The organism is Acinetobacter sp. IK31 (assembly GCF_035615195.1).
Lineage (GTDB): Bacteria > Pseudomonadota > Gammaproteobacteria > Pseudomonadales > Moraxellaceae > Acinetobacter > Acinetobacter calcoaceticus_C.
In genome coordinates, this window is record NZ_JANBOB010000017.1 from 21,861 (window position 1) to 40,492 (window position 18,632).

Annotated in this window: 17 protein-coding genes; 11 read left to right on the forward strand and 6 right to left on the reverse strand. The window is 41.0% G+C overall.

The genetic code is table 11. The annotated features are described in order from the left end of the window. Positions 1 to 24: 24 nt before the first annotated feature. From thiC to gluQRS, 5 genes are all read left to right on the forward strand, one after another. Positions 25 to 1,902, forward strand: coding sequence for a phosphomethylpyrimidine synthase ThiC (gene thiC, locus MSG66_RS11115; RefSeq protein ID WP_202743757.1), 1,878 nt, complete (start codon positions 25 to 27; stop codon positions 1,900 to 1,902). Between the two features lie 75 nt (positions 1,903 to 1,977). Then, a complete protein-coding gene (locus MSG66_RS11120; RefSeq protein WP_324654152.1) occupies positions 1,978 to 2,613 on the forward strand; it encodes an NUDIX domain-containing protein in 636 nt (211 codons plus the stop codon). Next, entirely contained in the window at positions 2,610 to 3,422 is an 813-nt protein-coding gene (cpdA, locus tag MSG66_RS11125) for a 3',5'-cyclic-AMP phosphodiesterase (RefSeq protein WP_042894358.1), read from the forward strand. Before MSG66_RS11120 ends, cpdA begins: the two co-directional genes overlap by 4 nt. A 210-nt stretch (positions 3,423 to 3,632) precedes the next feature. After that, the gene (dksA, locus tag MSG66_RS11130) at positions 3,633 to 4,172 is read left to right on the forward strand and encodes an RNA polymerase-binding protein DksA (RefSeq protein ID WP_042894354.1); all 540 of its coding nucleotides are present in this window, start codon (positions 3,633 to 3,635) and stop codon (positions 4,170 to 4,172) included. A 2-nt stretch (positions 4,173 to 4,174) separates the two neighbouring features. Further along, positions 4,175 to 5,107, forward strand: coding sequence for a tRNA glutamyl-Q(34) synthetase GluQRS (gene gluQRS / locus MSG66_RS11135; protein WP_133975757.1), 933 nt, complete (start codon positions 4,175 to 4,177; stop codon positions 5,105 to 5,107). A 51-nt stretch (positions 5,108 to 5,158) separates the two neighbouring features. Here the strand turns inward: gluQRS and ftsW are convergent, their stop codons facing one another. The 5 genes from ftsW to MSG66_RS11160 all read right to left on the reverse strand — a co-directional run bounded on the left by ftsW (position 5,159) and on the right by MSG66_RS11160 (position 10,272). After that, positions 5,159 to 6,355, reverse strand: a complete 1,197-nt coding sequence (ftsW, locus tag MSG66_RS11140) for a putative lipid II flippase FtsW (protein WP_133975759.1) — start codon at positions 6,353 to 6,355, stop codon at positions 5,159 to 5,161. Positions 6,356 to 6,379: 24 nt separating this feature from the next. Further along, the gene (murD, locus tag MSG66_RS11145; RefSeq protein WP_324654153.1) at positions 6,380 to 7,726 is read right to left on the reverse strand and encodes a UDP-N-acetylmuramoyl-L-alanine--D-glutamate ligase; all 1,347 of its coding nucleotides are present in this window, start codon (positions 7,724 to 7,726) and stop codon (positions 6,380 to 6,382) included. Positions 7,727 to 7,886: 160 nt separating this feature from the next. Beyond that, on the reverse strand, positions 7,887 to 8,138 hold the full coding sequence (locus MSG66_RS11150; RefSeq protein WP_324654154.1) for a DUF6587 family protein: 252 nt from the start codon (positions 8,136 to 8,138) through the stop codon (positions 7,887 to 7,889). 20 nt (positions 8,139 to 8,158) lie between these two features. Beyond that, positions 8,159 to 10,012: a ferrous iron transporter B gene (gene feoB / locus MSG66_RS11155; RefSeq protein ID WP_324654155.1), complete on the reverse strand. Its 1,854-nt coding sequence runs from the start codon at positions 10,010 to 10,012 to the stop codon at positions 8,159 to 8,161. After that, on the reverse strand, positions 10,009 to 10,272 hold the full coding sequence (locus MSG66_RS11160; protein ID WP_016801736.1) for a FeoA family protein: 264 nt from the start codon (positions 10,270 to 10,272) through the stop codon (positions 10,009 to 10,011). The genes feoB and MSG66_RS11160 overlap by 4 nt, the downstream gene beginning before the upstream one ends. A gap of 143 nt (positions 10,273 to 10,415) precedes the next feature. Between MSG66_RS11160 and xerD the strand changes: the two genes are divergently transcribed. The 4 genes from xerD (at position 10,416) to thrC (ending at position 15,035) form a co-directional block, all read left to right on the forward strand. Next, positions 10,416 to 11,336, forward strand: coding sequence for a site-specific tyrosine recombinase XerD (xerD, locus tag MSG66_RS11165; protein ID WP_324654156.1), 921 nt, complete (start codon positions 10,416 to 10,418; stop codon positions 11,334 to 11,336). 146 nt (positions 11,337 to 11,482) lie between these two features. Then, positions 11,483 to 12,295: a DsbC family protein gene (locus tag MSG66_RS11170; RefSeq protein WP_324654157.1), complete on the forward strand. Its 813-nt coding sequence runs from the start codon at positions 11,483 to 11,485 to the stop codon at positions 12,293 to 12,295. 244 nt (positions 12,296 to 12,539) lie between these two features. After that, positions 12,540 to 13,841, forward strand: coding sequence for a homoserine dehydrogenase (locus MSG66_RS11175; protein WP_042894330.1), 1,302 nt, complete (start codon positions 12,540 to 12,542; stop codon positions 13,839 to 13,841). Positions 13,842 to 13,895: 54 nt separating this feature from the next. Then, the gene (gene thrC, locus MSG66_RS11180; RefSeq protein ID WP_202743750.1) at positions 13,896 to 15,035 is read left to right on the forward strand and encodes a threonine synthase; all 1,140 of its coding nucleotides are present in this window, start codon (positions 13,896 to 13,898) and stop codon (positions 15,033 to 15,035) included. 108 nt (positions 15,036 to 15,143) lie between these two features. Here thrC and pbpG read toward each other — a convergent pair whose 3' ends face one another. Then, positions 15,144 to 16,190 carry a D-alanyl-D-alanine endopeptidase PBP7/8 gene (pbpG, locus tag MSG66_RS11185; protein WP_202743749.1) on the reverse strand — a complete coding sequence of 349 codons (1,047 nt, stop codon included), beginning with the start codon at positions 16,188 to 16,190 and terminating at the stop codon, positions 15,144 to 15,146. A gap of 212 nt (positions 16,191 to 16,402) precedes the next feature. On the opposite strand from pbpG, the gene MSG66_RS11190 reads away from it, so the two are divergent. Beyond that, a complete protein-coding gene (locus MSG66_RS11190; RefSeq protein WP_042894320.1) occupies positions 16,403 to 17,038 on the forward strand; it encodes a response regulator in 636 nt (211 codons plus the stop codon). A gap of 10 nt (positions 17,039 to 17,048) precedes the next feature. Beyond that, a complete protein-coding gene (locus MSG66_RS11195; RefSeq protein WP_262474490.1) occupies positions 17,049 to 18,617 on the forward strand; it encodes a sensor histidine kinase in 1,569 nt (522 codons plus the stop codon). Positions 18,618 to 18,632: the final 15 nt, after the last annotated feature.

Here is an 18,632-nt window from a genome sequence, read left to right on the forward strand (position 1 = left end):
GATGTTATTCATAAGGATCATGTAATGAACCAGTTAACGAATCTTTCTTCTGTTGAAATTTCAGCGCAACATGAACAAGATGCAAAAGATTTAACTCGCATCTTACCCGCTTCAAAAAAAGTTTATATTGAAGGCTCTCGCCCTGACATTCAGGTTCCAATGCGGGAAATTTCTCTCACCGATACCCCTACTGGTCTTGGTGGCGAACATAATCCCCCTATTATGGTCTATGACACTTCAGGTGTTTATACCGACCCAAATGTTCAAATTGATTTAGACAAAGGTTTACCTTCAGTTCGCCAAAACTGGATTGAAGAACGTAACGATACTGACGTACTTTCTGGTTTAACTTCAACGTTTGGTCAAGAACGTTTAAAAGATATCCGTACCGCAGACATTCGATTTGCCCACATTCAAAACCCACGCCGTGCCAAAGCTGGCAAAAATGTCTCTCAAATGCACTATGCCAAGCAAGGTATTATCACACCTGAAATGGAATATATTGCAATTCGCGAAAATCAGCGCCAGCGTGAAGGTGTGGATACGCGCCAGCATCCGGGACAAAATTTTGGTGCAAAAAATTTAAAAGAAATCACACCTGAATTCGTTCGCCAAGAGGTTGCTGAAGGTCGCGCAATTATTCCTGCAAACATTAACCATCCAGAACTTGAACCAATGATTATTGGCCGTAACTTCTTGGTTAAAATTAATGCCAACATTGGTAACTCAGCGCTTGGTTCTTCAATTGACGAAGAAGTTGCGAAAATGACATGGGCAACCCGTTGGGGCGCTGACACCATTATGGATTTGTCGACGGGTAAAAATATTCATGAAACACGTGAATGGATTATTCGTAACTCACCTGTTCCAATCGGCACCGTACCAATTTATCAAGCACTAGAAAAAGTGGATGGTGTTGCAGAGGACCTGACTTGGGAAATCTTTAAAGACACGCTCATCGAACAAGCTGAACAAGGCGTTGACTACTTCACGATTCACGCAGGTGTATTGCTTCGCTATGTGCCACTCACAGCAAACCGTTTGACTGGTATTGTGTCTCGTGGTGGTTCAATCATGGCGCAGTGGTGTCTAGCTCATCATGAAGAAAACTTCCTATACACTCATTTCGATGAAATCTGTGAAATCATGAAAGCCTACGATGTTTCGTTTAGCTTAGGCGATGGCTTACGTCCGGGTTGTATTCAAGATGCGAATGACGAAGCACAGTTCAGTGAACTTAAAACACTCGGTGAACTCACTCATCGTGCATGGGAACATGATGTTCAAGTCATGATTGAAGGCCCTGGTCACGTGCCAATGCACATGATTAAAGAAAACATGGACTTGCAGCTAGAAGTTTGTAAAGAAGCGCCATTCTATACGCTTGGGCCTTTAACAACGGATATCGCTCCAGGTTACGACCACATTACCTCTGCAATTGGCGCTGCCATGATTGGTTGGTACGGCACGGCTATGCTTTGCTATGTCACACCAAAAGAGCATTTGGGTCTACCAAATAAGAAAGATGTTAAAGACGGGATTATTACCTATAAGCTTGCGGCTCACGCGGCCGATCTTGCTAAAGGACATCCGGGTGCACAGGTTCGCGATAATGCCTTGTCAAAAGCACGTTTTGAATTCCGTTGGGACGATCAGTTCAACTTAAGTCTAGATCCTGACACAGCTCGTAGCATGCATGATGAAACCTTACCGAAAGAGGCTCACAAATCTGCACACTTTTGCTCAATGTGCGGACCAAAGTTCTGTTCAATGAAAATCACCCAGAATGTTCGTGACTATGCCAACAACCTCACTAATAGTAATTCAGAGGTTGAAGAAGGCCTCAAAGCCATGAAAGAGGTTTATCAAGAACAAGGTCAAAAACTGTATCATAAAGTGTAAATATTCAAAAAAAACACTTGCCTAGCCATGATTCTCGGTTAGGATGAAATAAATAGATTTCGTCCTGATCGAATCATGAGTATTGTTGAACGTCCAAGTTATACATCTAAAGATGTCGAAGTAACATCACGCGAATCTCTATTCCGTGGTTTTATTCAAGTTGAAAAAGTCAGCCTTCGACATCGTCTATTTAATCAGCCTGAATATACCCACGTATTGCAGCGTGAACTTGTTCATCGTCCTGAAGCAGCTGGCGTTCTACTCTACAACGATCAAAGACAACAATTTGCACTGATTGAACAATTTCGGGTTGGCGCAATTAATGACGCCTATTCACCATGGCAATTGGAAATCATTGCAGGTGTATTAGATGGAGATGAGACTCCTGAAAGCTGTATTCGCCGTGAAACGCTTGAAGAGTCAGGATGTACCATTAATCATGTACAACATCTATTCAGCTTTTATCCGTCTGCAGGGGCATGCTCAGAAATATTTCATTTATATGTTGCCGAAACAGATTTACCATCAGAAGGCGGAGTTTTTGGCATGCCTGATGAAGGTGAAAATATTCTTTTACACCTGTTTGACTACAGCGAAATATCAACATTATTAAGTCAAGGACGTTTGAGAAATGCCCCTGTCATTATGGCGTTACAATGGCTATCTCAACACATCACAACGATAATAAAATCCGACGAGGTAGGACGGTGACTTTTCAAGTCTCAACACTTTCACAAAAAGACCATGTCATTATACAAATTACCGATACCCACTTATTGGAGTATCCACATTTAGAATTTGTGGGGATGAACCCTGAAGAAAGTTTTCATGCCATTATTCAGCAGATCCTGAAAAAGCATCCAGAAACTGATGCCATTATCCATACTGGAGATCTCGCTCAAGCACCAACGCCTATTACCTACAAACGTTATATTCAATATATGCAAACGTTAGGGCTGCCATTTTTTCAGACACTGGGTAATCATGATAACGTTGACCATTTTCCATTGCATAAAGAAAACCATCAGGAACCTGTGGTCATTTGCTTAGGAAACTGGCGTGTTATTTTATTAAATAGTGCGGTAAAAGGTCAGATTGATGGTCACCTGTCGCCAGAACAACTACAAAATTTAGCGACATTACTCGAAGAGTTTTCGGATAACCCTATTTTGCTGGCTTGTCATCATCATCCTTTCGCAATGAAATCTAAATGGATTGATCATCACAAGTTACAAAATTCTAATGCGTTGCTTACAACATTAGCTCCATTTAAAAATGTAAAAGCTTTAGTCTGCGGGCATGTTCACCAAGACTCACTAAACACTTGGCAAGGGATCGAATTTTTCTCGACCCCCTCAACAAGCGTTCAGTTCAAACCGTTTAGTAATGAGTTTGCCCTAGACCAAAATGCTCCCGGCTACCGTTACATTCGTCTAAAAAACGATGGTAGTTTTGAAACAGAAGTCTTCCGTCTTGAAAATTTTCAGGGCCTTATAAATACTGATATTTCAGGCTATTAGCTCTATTTTTTATATGCTTATATGCAATTATGACTAGGCTAAACATGTTTTGAAAATATTTACGGGTCGGAATGACTATCATCTTGCAGGAAAAATCTATATGATGACGACCCGATGGTAAAATCCATCGATGGTTTTCTATAAAAACACTTGCATATCACCATATTTTTTGCGTATAGATAATACGTGTATGATGAGGAATGCCCTATTATGGCGAATGACAACCACAACCAAGTTTTGGATGAACATACAGAAGTTGTAGTAGAAGGTGAAAAAGCTTCTGCTGTGAAACGTGCACGTAAAGTGAAACCTAAAACTTCTGACATAGGCACAACTGCAAGTTTATTTGGTATTGCACCTTATCAACCTAAGAAAAATGAAGAGTACATGTCTGAAGGACAGCTCGAGCATTTCCGACAAATTCTGCAAGCATGGAAAGCTGAATTGATGTCTGAAGTTGATCGTACGTTGAATACGATGCAAGACGAATCGACTGCATTGCCCGATGTGAATGACCGTGCCACCCAAGAAGAAGAGTTTGCAATTGAATTGCGTACACGTGACCGTGAACGTAAGTTAATTCGTAAAATCGAACAATCTATGGAAGCAATTAAAAATGAAGACTATGGTTTCTGTGAAACGTGTGGTATCGAAATCGGCTTACGTCGTTTAGAAGCACGTCCAACGGCAACTTTATGTATTGATTGTAAAACTTTGGCAGAAATCAAAGAGAAGCAAAATAACGGTTAATTGTGACTGTTGAGAATCCTCCAGTCGAGCACAGCTCGACTCTTGCGCAACAGCGAAACGATGTTTCGCTGATTCGCTACTCAGGCCGGTTTGCGCCATCGCCAACCGGCCCTTTGCATTTTGGATCACTCATTACTGCCGTTGCCAGTTATTGTGATGCAAAGGCCCATCATGGCACATGGCTCGTTCGTGTCGAAGACACAGATATCCCTCGTATTTATCCGGGCAGTGAAGATCATATTCTCACATCACTAGAAGCCTTCCAGTTTGAACCCGATGCAGAAATCATCTTTCAAAAAAACCGTTTAGACATTTATGAAAGTGTATTAGACCAACTTAAAAAAGAGGGTCTTATCTATGCTTGTCAATGTACGCGCAAAATGCTGGGCTCAAATGCAATCTATGCAGGGACTTGTCGCAATCTAAATCTTGATTTCCAAGACCAAGCCATTCGGGTAAAAGTTCAAGATCAACAAATCTGTTTTAATGACCGACTACAAGGACTTCATTGTTCTAATCTGCAACATGACCTTGGAGACTTTGTTCTTAAACGCCGTGACGGGATTATTAACTATCAACTTGCCGTAGTCGTTGATGATTATTTGCAAGGCATCACCCATGTCGTTCGAGGCGCAGACCTATTAGATAACACTGAACGTCAGATCTGGCTTGGTGAGCTCTTAGGTTACCCTAAACTGAGCTATATGCACCTTCCCCTCGCCATGAATGATCAAGGACAAAAGCTTTCTAAGCAAAACCTTGCTCAAGCACTCGATTTGTCAAAAGCTCCTCAATTGCTGCAACAAGCAATACAAGCACTAGGTCAACCTAACGTTGATTTAGACCAGCCTAAAGTTATGCTCAAACAGGCAGTAACGCAGTGGAATGTAGATTTAATTCCACATGTAGAGCAGCTGAACGGAACCTATCTATAAAAATAAAAAAACCCGATATCAAATCGGGTTTTCTAATGCCAAAATACTCAACTAGAAGTTTGATTCTTCCCTTTCAGGGTTTACTTCTTGTGTTGAAGCATCAATCTTTAAGATCAAGCTAATCATCGCAGCACACATCATTAAAGATGTACCACCATAACTAATAAATGGCAGAGTCAAGCCTTTAGTCGGCATCAAACCCATATTCATGCCCGCATTTACTAAAATCTGGAGCAAGAAAATAATACTAATGCCGTAAGCCAAATAACCTGCGCGAAGGTAATGATGTTTCAATGCACGATGACCAATTTTGATACAACATGCTAGCATCGAGAAAGATAATATAATGACAATAGAAATACCTACAAAACCAAACTCCTCACCTAAAACAGCCAACATGAAGTCAGTATGTGCTTCTGGCAAATAAGATAGTTTTTGTACACTGTGCCCTAAGCCTGTACCAAACCACTCACCACGGCCAAAGGCCATTAAAGCATTTGATAACTGATACCCCACCCCTAAAGGATCTGCCCATGGGTCGGTAAACGAAATCAAACGTTGGAAACGGTAGGGTTCAAACAAAATCAAAAACACAATACCGGTTACAATCGCGCCAAGCATGATTAAGAACTGTGTTGGCGGCGCACCAGCTAAAAAGAATACTCCGACCATCATCAGCACAATTACGATCGTAGCACCCAAGTCAGGCTCAGCAATAATTAAACCAACCGTAATTGCCATGACCCCACTTAAACGTAATAAGCCTTTCCAGTGGGTACGAACCTCTTTGGCACGGCGAACAACGTAGTCTGCGGTAAAGATCGCCATCATGACTTTGGCAACCTCTGTTGGCTGTAAAGTAAAGCCACCGATCTTAATCCAGCGTGTAGAACCGTTGACTTCTGAACCCACCACCAAAGCAGCAAGCAACAGAACCATGGTCAACAACCACAACGGGAAAGTATTTTTAAACCACGTATTGAGTGATATCCGATAGGTCAAATAAGCCACCACAGCCGCAGCGACAATCGAAATACCATGACGAATCACATAGTGAAACGGGTTTTCATGCATATATTCAGCATAGGGCATCGAAGCGGATGCGACCATCACTGAACCGATACACAACAATGCAACGACACAGAAAATCAGGACATTACGTGGCGTCACTTCCGCTGGCCATTTAGGCAATATCCGTTCATACCAATGATTGATTTTCTGGATTGTGGTCTGAGCTAAGCCTGCCATACAACATTCCTAATCATGTTTTCTTTAAATCAACGAATTGACGCAGGCAACAAACTGCTGACCACGGTCATTATAACTTTTAAACATATCAAAACTTGCACAGGCTGGTGATAACAACACCACATCTTCAGCTTGTGTTTCACGTTGACACAGCTCTACAGCTTCTTTAAGCGTTACTGCATGCAAAATTTTGGTTGCACCTTGAATTGCTTGTTCAATGACTGAAGCATCCTCACCAATCAATACCACAACTTTGGCATATTTTTCGATAGAAGAACGTAATGGAGCAAAATCTTGACCTTTGCCCTGCCCACCTAAAATCAAGGCAACCTTACCCTTTTTAACCTCAATCGCAGCGCCTAAACCATCAATTGCTGCAAGTGTAGCACCAACGTTAGTTCCTTTAGAGTCATTGTAATAACGTACATCATGTACGGTTTTGACAAACTCGCAGCGGTGCTCCAATCCTTTAAACTGTTTTAACGTTTCAAGCATAGATTCCATCGGTAAGCCAATTGCTTCACCTAATGCCAAACAAGCTAAAGCATTGGCTACGTTGTGCATGCCTTGAATATATAAATCCGAGCTTTTAATTAAACGCTGTAGGCCGCGCGCAAGCCAAAGCGTACCATCGCCATCTCTTAAAACGCCATATTGATTTAAGTCCGGAGCATTTAGGCCAAAGCTTTGCATTGGTGTTGTATCTGGAACAAGAGGACGACTTAAAGCATCATCACGGTTAAATATGACTTTTTTAACGCCTTGGAAAATACGGTGTTTTGCTTGGTGATAACCCCACATATCGCCGTGACGATCTAAATGGTCTTCACTCATGTTAAGAACCACAGCAACCTCAGCATTTAAATGAGACGTGGTTTCTAACTGAAAACTTGATAACTCAAGTACAAGCAACTCTGGTTGATCTTTTAATAAATCTAGAGCTGGGCGTCCAAGGTTTCCACCAACAGCAACTTTCTTACCTGCATCTTTAGCCATTAAGCCAATTAAAGTCGTTACTGTACTTTTCGCATTAGAACCGGTAATCGCCACAATAGGTACTTCGGTCGCACGGCGTAATAGTTGAATGTCGCCTACAACTGAAATCCCTTGAGCAATAGCTGCCTGAATTTCTGGTAATTGCGGTGCAAGGCCTGGGCTTAAAATAATTTCTTCTGCTTGTAATAATAATTCTTGGTCAAGTTGACCGAAACTGGTTTTAACGCCTGCTGGAATCTGATCATAGCCTGGGGGTGTGGGACGAGAATCCGTTACTGCAACTTGGTAGCCTTGTTCATGCAGGAAATTAACGGCAGAAACGCCTGATATTCCCAAGCCTGCGACAACTTTTAATCCACCACGTTGTATTAACATTTTTGCCCCACAATTTATCAATCGACAGAATGGCAAAAATGTTAGCACTTTGCTGTTTTGAATGCTTTTTCAGTTTGAACTTTATTCATCTTTTTTTGTGTCAGTGCGTAAAAAAGCCATCAATATGATGGCTTTTTAGACGAAACAAGAAATACTAAATTTAGTGCCATTTAATCGGCTTAATTTCTTGAACTATATTCGTAGGTTTATCTTCACTTGAACAACCACAACCACCAGCACAGCCAAAGGTCATTTTTGGCTTAAGCCATTTTGCTAAGGTTGTCCAACCCTGCTTTTCACAAAATGCAGATAGTGTAGAAAAGACTGAATTTGCTGTTTTTGGAAATACTTTCTTAAAAACAACAACAGCACTCCAACTCACTACAACTGCAATAATCAGATATTGAACCATGTACAACCTCCTTTCTTGCCTTAACCCCAATAGTGGGAAGCAATTTGATAGGTAACAAACGATGCCAAATAAGCCAAGCCGAACAGATATGCAGTCATGACAGCAACATGTTTCCATGAACCTGTTTCACGTCGTACCGTTGCCAATGTGGCCAAACAATGTGGTGCATAAATAAACCACACTAAAAGCGACAATCCTGTTGCCAAAGACCAACCCGAGCCATCTGCACTAATCAGATGTGACAAACCTTGAGCTACAGCATCGTCACTCGTTGCAGACAAGGCATAAACTGTACCTAATGCTGCGACTACAACTTCACGCGCTGCCATTGCTGGAATTAAAGCGATACAGATTTGCCAGTTAAAACCGATTGGAGCAAATACAGGTTGAATAAGATGTCCGAGCATACCGGCAAAACTATAATCTATTGCAGGTAATGTCGCCCCTTCAGGTGGCTGCGGGAAAGTACACAAAAACCAGAGCAAAATAGAAAGCGCAAAAATGATTCCACCAACACGTTTCAAGAAGATCTTTGCGCGATCTAGCAATCCGATTCCCACACTTTTTAAATCGGGGAAACGATAACTCGGTAGCTCTAGCAATAAAGCATGCTGTGACTTATCTTTTTGCAAAAACTTCATTAAAAATGAAACGCAAAGAGCACTCACAATACCAGCCATATACAGACCGAATAGCACCAGACCTTGTAAGTTGAAAATACCCCAGATCATTTTTTCTGGAATAAATGCAGCAATAAGCAAAGCATATACTGGCAAACGTGCTGAACAGGTCATTAAAGGCGCAACCATAATGGTCGTAAAACGATCACGAGGGTCACTAATACTACGCGTTGCCATAATTCCCGGTACTGCACAGGCAAAGCTTGAAAGTAAAGGAATAAAAGCTCGCCCACTTAAGCCAGCTTGAAACATTAATTTATCAAGCAAGAATGCTGCACGCGGTAAATAACCCGATTCTTCTAATACTAAAATGAAGAAGAACAAGATTAAAATTTGTGGCAAGAACACAACTACGCCACCTGCCCCCGCGATAATTCCGTCAACAACCAAACTATGCAGTAGTGGCTGTGTAATCACAGTTCCTACTACTTCACCCAACCAGCCGAAGAAGCCTTCAATGCCATCCATGAACGGAGCTGCCCAAGCAAAAACTGCTTGGAACACAATAAACATCATGAGAGCAAGGCTAAGTAGGCCTAAAACTGGATGTAGGAAAATTCGATCTAGAAAGTCAGTACGCTTATCTCCCTGATCGACATATTGAACAACATCTTTAAAAATCATATCGATTTTTTGATGATGAGTTCCAGTCAAACCACTGAGTTCGGTCTGTGGCACACTGTATTTTTCTTGATCAAGGGCATGTAATAAATTTTCAATACCCGCATTACGAACAGCAACTGTTTCAACGACTGCTACGCCCAAACGTTGAGATAACTTTTGAGTATTAATTTGGATGCCACGACGACGCGCTTCATCCATCATATTCAGTACGAGTAAAATCGGACGACCAAGCTCGATCATTTCGAGCACTAGTCCTAAATGCAATTTTAAGTTAGTCGCATCGACCACACATAAAAAGGCATCTTGCTGACCTTCTCCGGCAATCTTACCCAAGCAAACATCACGGGTAATGACTTCATCAGGACTGGTTGCATTTAGACTATATGTACCCGGTAAATCGAGTACACGCACTGCACGCCCTGAAGGTAACTGAAAATGACCTACTTTACGCTCGACCGTTACACCCGCATAGTTTGCGACTTTTTGTCGAGTTCCAGTTAAATGGTTAAAAAGAGAGGTTTTACCACAGTTCGGATTTCCCACAAGGGCAATACGTAACGCATCACTCATGCGGGTACTCCTTCTTCTACTTGAATTTCGATTTTGTCCGCTTCTGCTTTACGCAAAGCGAAACGAGTAAAGCCAATTTGGATCAAGATCGGATCACCACCAAAAATACCCTTGGTAATCACTTCCACTCGTGTGCCTGGCACAAAGCCCAGACTTTCCAAACGAATTGCGACCAAATCTTGCTGCTCGGACTCTACTGATATCCGATTCACTTTGCTGATGGTCGCCGCTTGCTTCACTTTTAAAGCTGATAAACGCACCGCATCCGATCCTAAACCTTTTTTAATAGTATACATATAAATGAGAATAATTACCAAATAAGGTTAAATTTCACTTCCTATTGAGTTTAATCGACAAACCTTAAAGTTTCTTTTACAGTACAGAGGTTTAGAGGATGTAGTGTATGTTAAATAAAAAACCGCGTATTCCAAGCCCAGTTCAAATTCCAGAACATTTAAGCTTTTTACAAGGTTTTCGCGACTATCTCGTTGCCCAGACAGTGAGCCCACATACACGTAATGCTTATTTATCTGACCTCATTCAATGCAGTGAACTCCATAAAAAAAATGCGCTTCCACAATGGTCAAGTGATGATATTGCCGATGTTCTTATTGAACTGACCAAAACAGGAAAAAGTCCCCGCTCGATTGCACGGTGTTTATCTGCCCTACGTCAGTTTTACAAATTTTTACGTGAACAGAAATTACGGAGTGATAATCCGGTTGCGACCCACCACTCTCCTAAAATTGGGCGGGCATTACCCAAAGATCTATCTGAAGAAGATGTCGAATCACTAATTCAAGCACCAGATATCAATACTGCACTTGGCTTACGTGACCGAGCAATGTTTGAAGTGCTTTATGCATGTGGTTTGCGTGTTTCAGAACTACTTAACTTGCGTATGGAACTCATTAATTTAAAACAAGGCTATTTAAGGGTTACAGGTAAAGCCAATAAAGAACGCTTGGTCCCGCTAGGACAATTCGCCTGTGAGTGGGTAGAACGTTATTTAAATATTGCACGGCCTCAACTCTATAAAAGCTCGACTGACTATCTCTTTTTAACCCAACATGGCGGGATCATGAGTCGACAAAACTTTTGGTATGCCATTAAACGCTATGCGCTTCAAGCCAATATTCAAGCTGAACTCTCACCTCATACCTTACGTCATGCTTTTGCAACGCATCTGCTCAATCACGGCGCAGACTTACGCGTCGTGCAAATGTTACTGGGTCATAGCGATTTATCTACAACACAAATCTATACGCATGTTGCACAAATCAGAATGCAACAATTACATGAAAAACATCACCCTAGAGGATGATAAAGGTTTCAGACCCCACTCAAGTATTTCATATCAATCACTTGATTTCGTTCACAAAGGTTAAGAAAGTTTTAACAATACACGTTAGATTTTTTGGTATGCTTAGCAGCTTCTGACTATAAATACTGATGAAATAAGGGTTATCTATGTCTTTTACCCGTTCTCAAATTTTTCTTGCCTGTACTTTGGCATCTAGCCTTTTGTTCAGTGCTTGTTCTAAAGAAAACAAACCACAAAAAGAAGATGCGCTCACAGCGACTGCACCTGCTACAGGGGAAGCTTCAACCATTATCGAGCGTAATGCCAAGCAGCGTTTGATCGAAACTTTGCAAAAACAATTTAAGAATGCAAATATCAGCGCCAAAATTTTAGATATCAAACCGACTGAAGTTCCAAATTTATATTGGGTGAATCTTGAAGGGATGACATCAGTTTATACAACAAGTGATGGTAAATATTTAATTCAGGGTGATGTAATCCGATTAGGAGGCAAAGAGCTTCATAATATTGGTGATTCACTTCAAGCATCAGAAAATAAAAAGCATCTTGCCGCTTTAAAAAATGAAGATCTTATTGTCTACCCTGCAAAAGGCAAGGCTAAGCACGTGATCTATGTGTTTACCGATGCAAGCTGCCCTTATTGCCATAAGCTACATGAGCACATACCCGAAATTAATGAAAAGGGTATTGAGATACGCTATATCGCTTGGCCACGCGGCGAACAATTTATGCCGACCATGGAAGCTGTATGGTGTAGCGCAGATCGTAAAGCTGCCTTTAATCAAGCAGTACAAGGTATCAACATTCCACAAGCTCAATGTAAAAACCCTGTTCGAGAGCAATATCAACTTGGCTTGAATATGGGCGTAAATGGTACACCTGCTATTTACAATGCTGATGGCGAGTACTTGGGTGGATATCTAACACCAGATGAATTAATTAAACGTCTGGATAAATAATCCACTTAAAGTTGATGAATGATTAATCATCTGTCTCTTAAGAAAAGCGCTGCTCTTATTGCAGCGCTTTGTTTTTTCAATAAATAATGCTTTACCTATCGGTGTTTAAAGACTGATCTACTCTTCTTTTCCAAACATCGCACTCTAATTCATTGAACAGGCACTAAAAGCGCTAGAGTCTGGCGTTTTTTTTAGCTATGATCTAGCTTCAACTAAATGATTAAATGATGATATGGAGTGTGACGTGAAACCAGTTCGCCTGGCAATACTCGGTCTAGGAACCGTAGGTGGAGGAGCCCTTAAACTACTACAAGAAAATGCCGCTGAAATTAAACGTCGCACCGGTCGAGAAATTCAAATTACCCACGTTGGAACACGTCGCCCTCGTCCAGATCTTGAACTGGAAGGGATTAAACAAAGCGCAGATTTACTTGATATCGTTCGTCAACCAGATGTTGATATGGTTGTTGAAGTGATGGGCGGGATACACCCTGCTTACGAAGTTATCATGGAAGCGATCAAACACGGCAAACAAGTCGTGACCGCAAACAAAGCTTTACTTGCTGAACATGGCAATGAATTATTTAAAGCAGCTGAAGATAATGCTGTACAAATTGCCTATGAAGCAGCAGTTGCTGGCGGTATTCCAATTATTAAAGTCATCCGCGAAGGCCTTGCTGCAAACCATATTCAATGGTTGGCAGGCATCATTAATGGTACAGGCAACTTTATTCTGACCGAAATGCGTGAGAAAGGCCGTGCATTTGATGATGTATTAAAAGAAGCTCAAGAACTTGGTTATGCAGAAGCAGATCCAACTTTTGATGTTGAAGGTATTGATGCTGCGCACAAGCTTACAATTTTAGCGTCTTGTGCTTTTGGTATTCCTCTTCAGTTCGATAAAGTCTATACCGAAGGTATTAGCAAAATTACCGCACAAGATGTGAAATATGCCGAAGATCTCGGTTTCCGCATTAAACACCTAGGAATTGCACGTCGTGCTGAAAAGGGTATTGAACTACGCGTTCACCCAACACTCATTCCAGATGAGCAGCTTATTGCGAATGTAAATGGCGTTAAAAATGCTGTTTTAGTTCAAGCGCATGCTGTAGGTCCTACACTCTATTACGGCGCTGGTGCTGGTGCTGGTCCAACTGCTTCTGCTGTTGTTGCCGATGTAATTGATATTGTCCGTGACATCTCTTATACCGAAGATGGTGCAGGGACGATTCCTCAACTTGCTTTTGAAGCATTAACAAATGTGCCAATTTTAAGCCGTGAAGAAATGACCACAGGTTATTACATCCGCATAAATGCAGAAGATCAAACTGGTGTACTTGCAGATGTCACGACCATCTTAAGCCGTGCTGGAATTAGTATTGATGCCATTATGCAACAATCTCGTTTAAAAGACCTCATTCCAATCGTGATTCTGACCGATCCAATCGTTGAATCTAAGATGGATGAGGCACTTGCACAAATTCAAGCCTTACCCGCAATTCATGGCGAAATCGTAAGAATTCGTTTAGAATCGCTCGATAGTTAATCAGGTTGAGGGAAAGACTCCCTCTCCCGCTTCATCTTTAATTGGAACACCATCATGTCTAATGCCAATCGTTATACTGGTCTTGTAGATCGTTATCGTGACCGTTTGCCAGTTTCGGCAACTACTCGTGCTATCTCTTTGGGTGAAGGCAACACCCCACTCATTAAACTAGAGAATATTCCACGTATTATTGGCAAAGATGTTGAAATTTATGTGAAATATGAGGGTTTAAACCCAACTGGTTCATTTAAAGACCGTGGTATGACCATGGCTGTAACCAAAGCGGTTGAAGAAGGCTCTAAAGCGATTATCTGTGCATCTACTGGTAACACTTCTGCTGCTGCTGCTGCTTATGCTGCACGTGCAGGTATCAAAGCATTTGTTTTGATTCCAGAAGGCAAAATTGCAATGGGTAAAATGGCGCAAGCGATGATGTATGGTGCGATCACTATGCAAATCCGTGGTAACTTCGATGATGGTATGCGTCTTGTAAAAGAAGTTGCTGATCAAGCGCCTGTAACGATTGTAAACTCAATCAACCCTTACCGTTTGCAAGGCCAAAAAACCATTGCTTATGAAATCGTTGAGGCTTTAGGCCGTGCACCTGATTATCACTGCTTACCTGTAGGTAACGCGGGTAACATCACAGCTCACTGGATGGGCTATACTGAAGCAGTAGCAAATCAACCTGCTGATCAGTTTGAACAAGTTATTTATGACGCAGCAACAGATCAGTTTACTGGTCCAAAACCTGAAGGTTTACCAACAATGGTAGGTTATCAGGCTTCTGGTGCAGCTCCATTCTTACGTGGTGCTCCAATTGAAAACCCAGAAACAGTTGCAACTGCAATCCGTATTGGTAATCCACAAAGCTGGAACCATGCGAAAGCAGTCGTACGCGACTCAAAAGGCTGGTTTGATGAACTTCAAGACAGCGAAATTTTAGAAGCTCAGCGTTTACTTTCTATGTATGAAGGTGTGTTTGTTGAGCCTGCATCTGCTGCTTCTATTGGCGGTGCAATCCGTGATATTAAAGCGGGTAAAATTGCTGAAGGTTCTGTGATTGTTTGTACCGTAACAGGTAATGGCTTGAAAGATCCAGACACAGCAATCAAGCAATGTGCCGATGCAGTCATGTTGTCAATTGATGCAACAATGAGCCAAGTCAAAGATTCGATTTTATCTAATATGTAAAATCTGAGTTTTCATAAAAACGGCTGTTCAACACAGCCGTTTTTTATGTCTTTTTTAATAGCCATAAAAAAAACGCTTCTTGATCGAAGCGTTTTTAAAATATTTAAATTAAATACGTTTTGGTAAATTACTCAACCAACTCAATAGGTTAGTTGCATCATTATTACGTGCTTGCGAACTTGGCTCACCAAGCAATACAATCACGGCTGGACGTGAGTTTACAGTCGTATGCATGACAACACAGCGACCTGCTTCATTGATATAACCTGTTTTAGACAAGTTAATATTCCAACCACCATTACGCACTAATGCATTGGTATTGTTAGATTTCAACACACGATAACCCAAGTTAAAATCATAAGTTGGTGTTGTTGAAAATTGACGAATTAAGCCATATTGAGATGCTGTACTCGCCAAAATTCCTAAGTCACGCGCAGAAGATACATTTTGTGGATGTAAGCCCGTAGATTCAACATAATGGGTAGCTGTCATACCCAAAGCACGTGCTTTAGAATTCATTGCAGCTACAAATGCAGGACGACCACCCGGATATGTACGAGCTAAAGCCGCTGCTGCCGGATTTTCAGATTTCATTAAAGCAAACAGCAACACTTCTGCGCGGTTCATTTTGTCGCCAACACGCAGTGTTGAGCTGGAATTTTTCCCGCCAGCCCCCGCAAAATCAATTTGCTCAAGCATAATTTCTTCTGACATGTTTAAACGAGCATCTGCTGTTACCACTGCTGTCATAAGTTTAGTAATAGATGCAATTGGAACAGAAGCATTCGTATTTTTACTATAAAGAACCTCACCAGTTTGCGCATCCATCACCAATGCGGCACGAGCACTTACACTCGGCTGGGCATTGTAACCAGAGGTATCGCGGATTTGAGCAAATTTTGGTGCAGATGCCACAACTTTGGGTGCATTACCACCACGTAAAGTTGTAGTTACAGATGTTGACCCTTGTATAGTTGGCTCATCATCTTCATCATTCAAAAGTTGACTAGCGTCAGCTGAAGACCAATTTAAACTTGCACTCCCACCGCTCCCTGAGGACGGGTTATTGACGAGTTCTGCAAAGCTTGTTGAACTCAAACTAAGCAAAATAGACATGCTTAGCACATGCATTAAAGACTTTTTAGAATTTTTCACGGCACAATACTCGACTCAGGGTGATACACATTTGCGCTAACTATAATTATGCCTTACATTTGAGGTATAAGGTATAACGCTTTTACCGACACAATTGTGCACAACTATTCGCTCACTATATAAGAATAGGATTGCTAATTTTGTCATCCCATTGCAAGCTAATTTTGCTTTATGTAACAAAAAACTTGTTTTTTGAAAGAAAGGAGGTCTTCTTGATTACAGTTTTAGTTGTCGATGACCATGAACTGGTACGTACAGGCATTTGCCGTATGTTAGAAGATCATGCCGATGTTGAAGTAATTGGACAGGCCGAATCTGGTGAGGAAGCTATTGCTATTGTTCGTCAGAAACATCCTCAAGTTGTGCTACTTGATGTCAATATGCCAGGCATCGGCGGTGTAGAGACAACACGTCGTTTATTACAAAGTGCACCAGATACAAAAGTTATTGCTGTAAGTGGTTTATCAGAAGAACCATACCCTTCTCTTTTGCTTAAAGCAGGAGCTAAAGGCTACATCACTAAAGGTGCTCCAATTACAGAAATGGTTCGGGCAATCAACAAAGTCATGCAAGGCGGCAAATACTTCAGTGCCGATATTGCTGAGCAGTTGGCGAGTTCCTATCTATCGGACACACAACAATCACCTTTTGACGCTCTATCCGAACGAGAAATGCAAGTTGCAATGATGGTTGTAAATTGTATTAGCGCTCAAGAAATTGCGGACAAACTTTTTGTAAGTGTTAAAACGGTGAATACTTATCGCTACCGTATTTTTGAAAAACTCTCCATTGATAGTGACGTTAAACTGACTCATCTTGCGATCCGTTATGGTCTGATTAAACCTTAATCAGACTTATATGCAATTTCCCTTAAACTCATCGTTGTCCCATACGATTTTTCGTTTGGGCACGTGGTATGGTTTATATCGTCTTATTATTGCGGTTAGCCTCAATATTATTTTGGTTTTAACCGATGCTCAAATCGACAATAGTCTACAGCAACCCGCTTTATATTCTTACACACTGCTTGGCTATTCCATATTAAGCCTTCTTCAGCTTTTGTGTTTTAAGTTTATTTCAACTCAGGCAACAAAGCAGCTTATTTTATTTTTTGTAGTTGATGTTATCTGCCTGAGTTTACTTACATTTTCTGTAGGTGAACCAAATCTTCAACTCAGCTTGCTGTATGTTATTGCCATATTCACCTCGGCAATTTTGCTCAGCGCAAGAATGTCTTTACTCATTACATTACTTGCGGTCATTGCCGTTATTTACCAACGCTTTGTCGGTAGTTTATTTGACTACAATAATCTAAATACAATTGGTAATAGTGCCTTATTAGCCTTTTTATTTTTTGTGGTGCATGGCATCGGGCAAATTGCGGTTCAGCGCTTTAAATTACTTGAGGCGCTAACTTTCCACCAATCCATCGAACTATATCAACTACAAAATATTAACCGCTATATTTTGGAACAAATTGAAGAAGGTTATCTGGTTCTAGATGAAAACTACGACATTGTTCTAAGTAATCCGGCTGCCTGCTCCCTGTTAGGCATTCCGCCACAATTTGCCAGTGAAAAATATCCTTTAGCTAAGTGGCACCCCGATTTATTTGAAATTCTTAAGTTTGGTAACTTACAAGAAGGTGACCGATTTATTTTTGAATCAAAGCTTTCTGCCTACTCTATTAATATTAAAGTGCAGCATCTTGTGGTGCCACAACAGGCATTGACGCTACTCATTTTACAAGATGCACAACACATTAATCAGCAAGCTCAACAACTCAAACTTGCCGCTTTAGGGCAACTTTCAGCCAGTATTGCACATGAAATCCGTAACCCTCTGGCAGCAATTGTTCAGGCAAATGAATTATTTAAAGATAGTGATTTAGAGCAGCAAAATACTTTAAGCCGTATGATTGGCAAGCAAACAAAACGCATCGATAGTATTGTTCAAGACACATTAGGACTTGCCAGCAGCGAAAGAACTCACCCGATTCAGATTGAATTAAACGACTTCATAAAAACGTTATTAGACGAAGATCTATCGGATGTTAAACATTCTATACAGCTTAAAATATCTGATTTATCCTTAAAATTATTATTTGACGAGAAACAACTCAGACAGGTGCTGATTAACCTTGTTAGGAATGCTTTACGTCATAATGCACCCGATTCGCCGCATGTACTGATCAACATTCATTCACAAACAAATAAAATCTATATTGATGTGATCGATTACGGTGAAGGTGTTTCAAAACGTGATATATCTCAATTATTTAAACCATTTTTTAGTACCGAAATTAATGGAACTGGTTTAGGATTATATTTGTCTCATAGTTTTTGTGAGGCAAACCATGCAAAGCTCACGTATGTAGAGCAAAAACAAGGGGCATGCTTCCGAATGGAATGTCCAATAATATATTGATTATTTATTAGGTTT

What these genes read in the sequence shown, in the direction of transcription:
- thiC (WP_202743757.1), top strand. Translation starts at nt 25, where the DNA reads ATGAACCAGTTAACGAATCTTTCTTCTGTTGAAATTTCAGCGCAACAT.
- MSG66_RS11120 (WP_324654152.1), top strand. Translation starts at nt 1,978, where the DNA reads ATGAGTATTGTTGAACGTCCAAGTTATACATCTAAAGATGTCGAAGTA.
- dksA (WP_042894354.1), top strand. Translation starts at nt 3,633, where the DNA reads ATGGCGAATGACAACCACAACCAAGTTTTGGATGAACATACAGAAGTT.
- ftsW (WP_133975759.1), bottom strand. Translation starts at nt 6,355, where the DNA reads ATGGCAGGCTTAGCTCAGACCACAATCCAGAAAATCAATCATTGGTAT.
- murD (WP_324654153.1), bottom strand. Translation starts at nt 7,726, where the DNA reads ATGTTAATACAACGTGGTGGATTAAAAGTTGTCGCAGGCTTGGGAATA.
- MSG66_RS11150 (WP_324654154.1), bottom strand. Translation starts at nt 8,138, where the DNA reads ATGGTTCAATATCTGATTATTGCAGTTGTAGTGAGTTGGAGTGCTGTT.
- feoB (WP_324654155.1), bottom strand. Translation starts at nt 10,012, where the DNA reads ATGAGTGATGCGTTACGTATTGCCCTTGTGGGAAATCCGAACTGTGGT.
- xerD (WP_324654156.1), top strand. Translation starts at nt 10,416, where the DNA reads ATGTTAAATAAAAAACCGCGTATTCCAAGCCCAGTTCAAATTCCAGAA.
- MSG66_RS11170 (WP_324654157.1), top strand. Translation starts at nt 11,483, where the DNA reads ATGTCTTTTACCCGTTCTCAAATTTTTCTTGCCTGTACTTTGGCATCT.
- thrC (WP_202743750.1), top strand. Translation starts at nt 13,896, where the DNA reads ATGTCTAATGCCAATCGTTATACTGGTCTTGTAGATCGTTATCGTGAC.
- MSG66_RS11195 (WP_262474490.1), top strand. Translation starts at nt 17,049, where the DNA reads ATGCAATTTCCCTTAAACTCATCGTTGTCCCATACGATTTTTCGTTTG.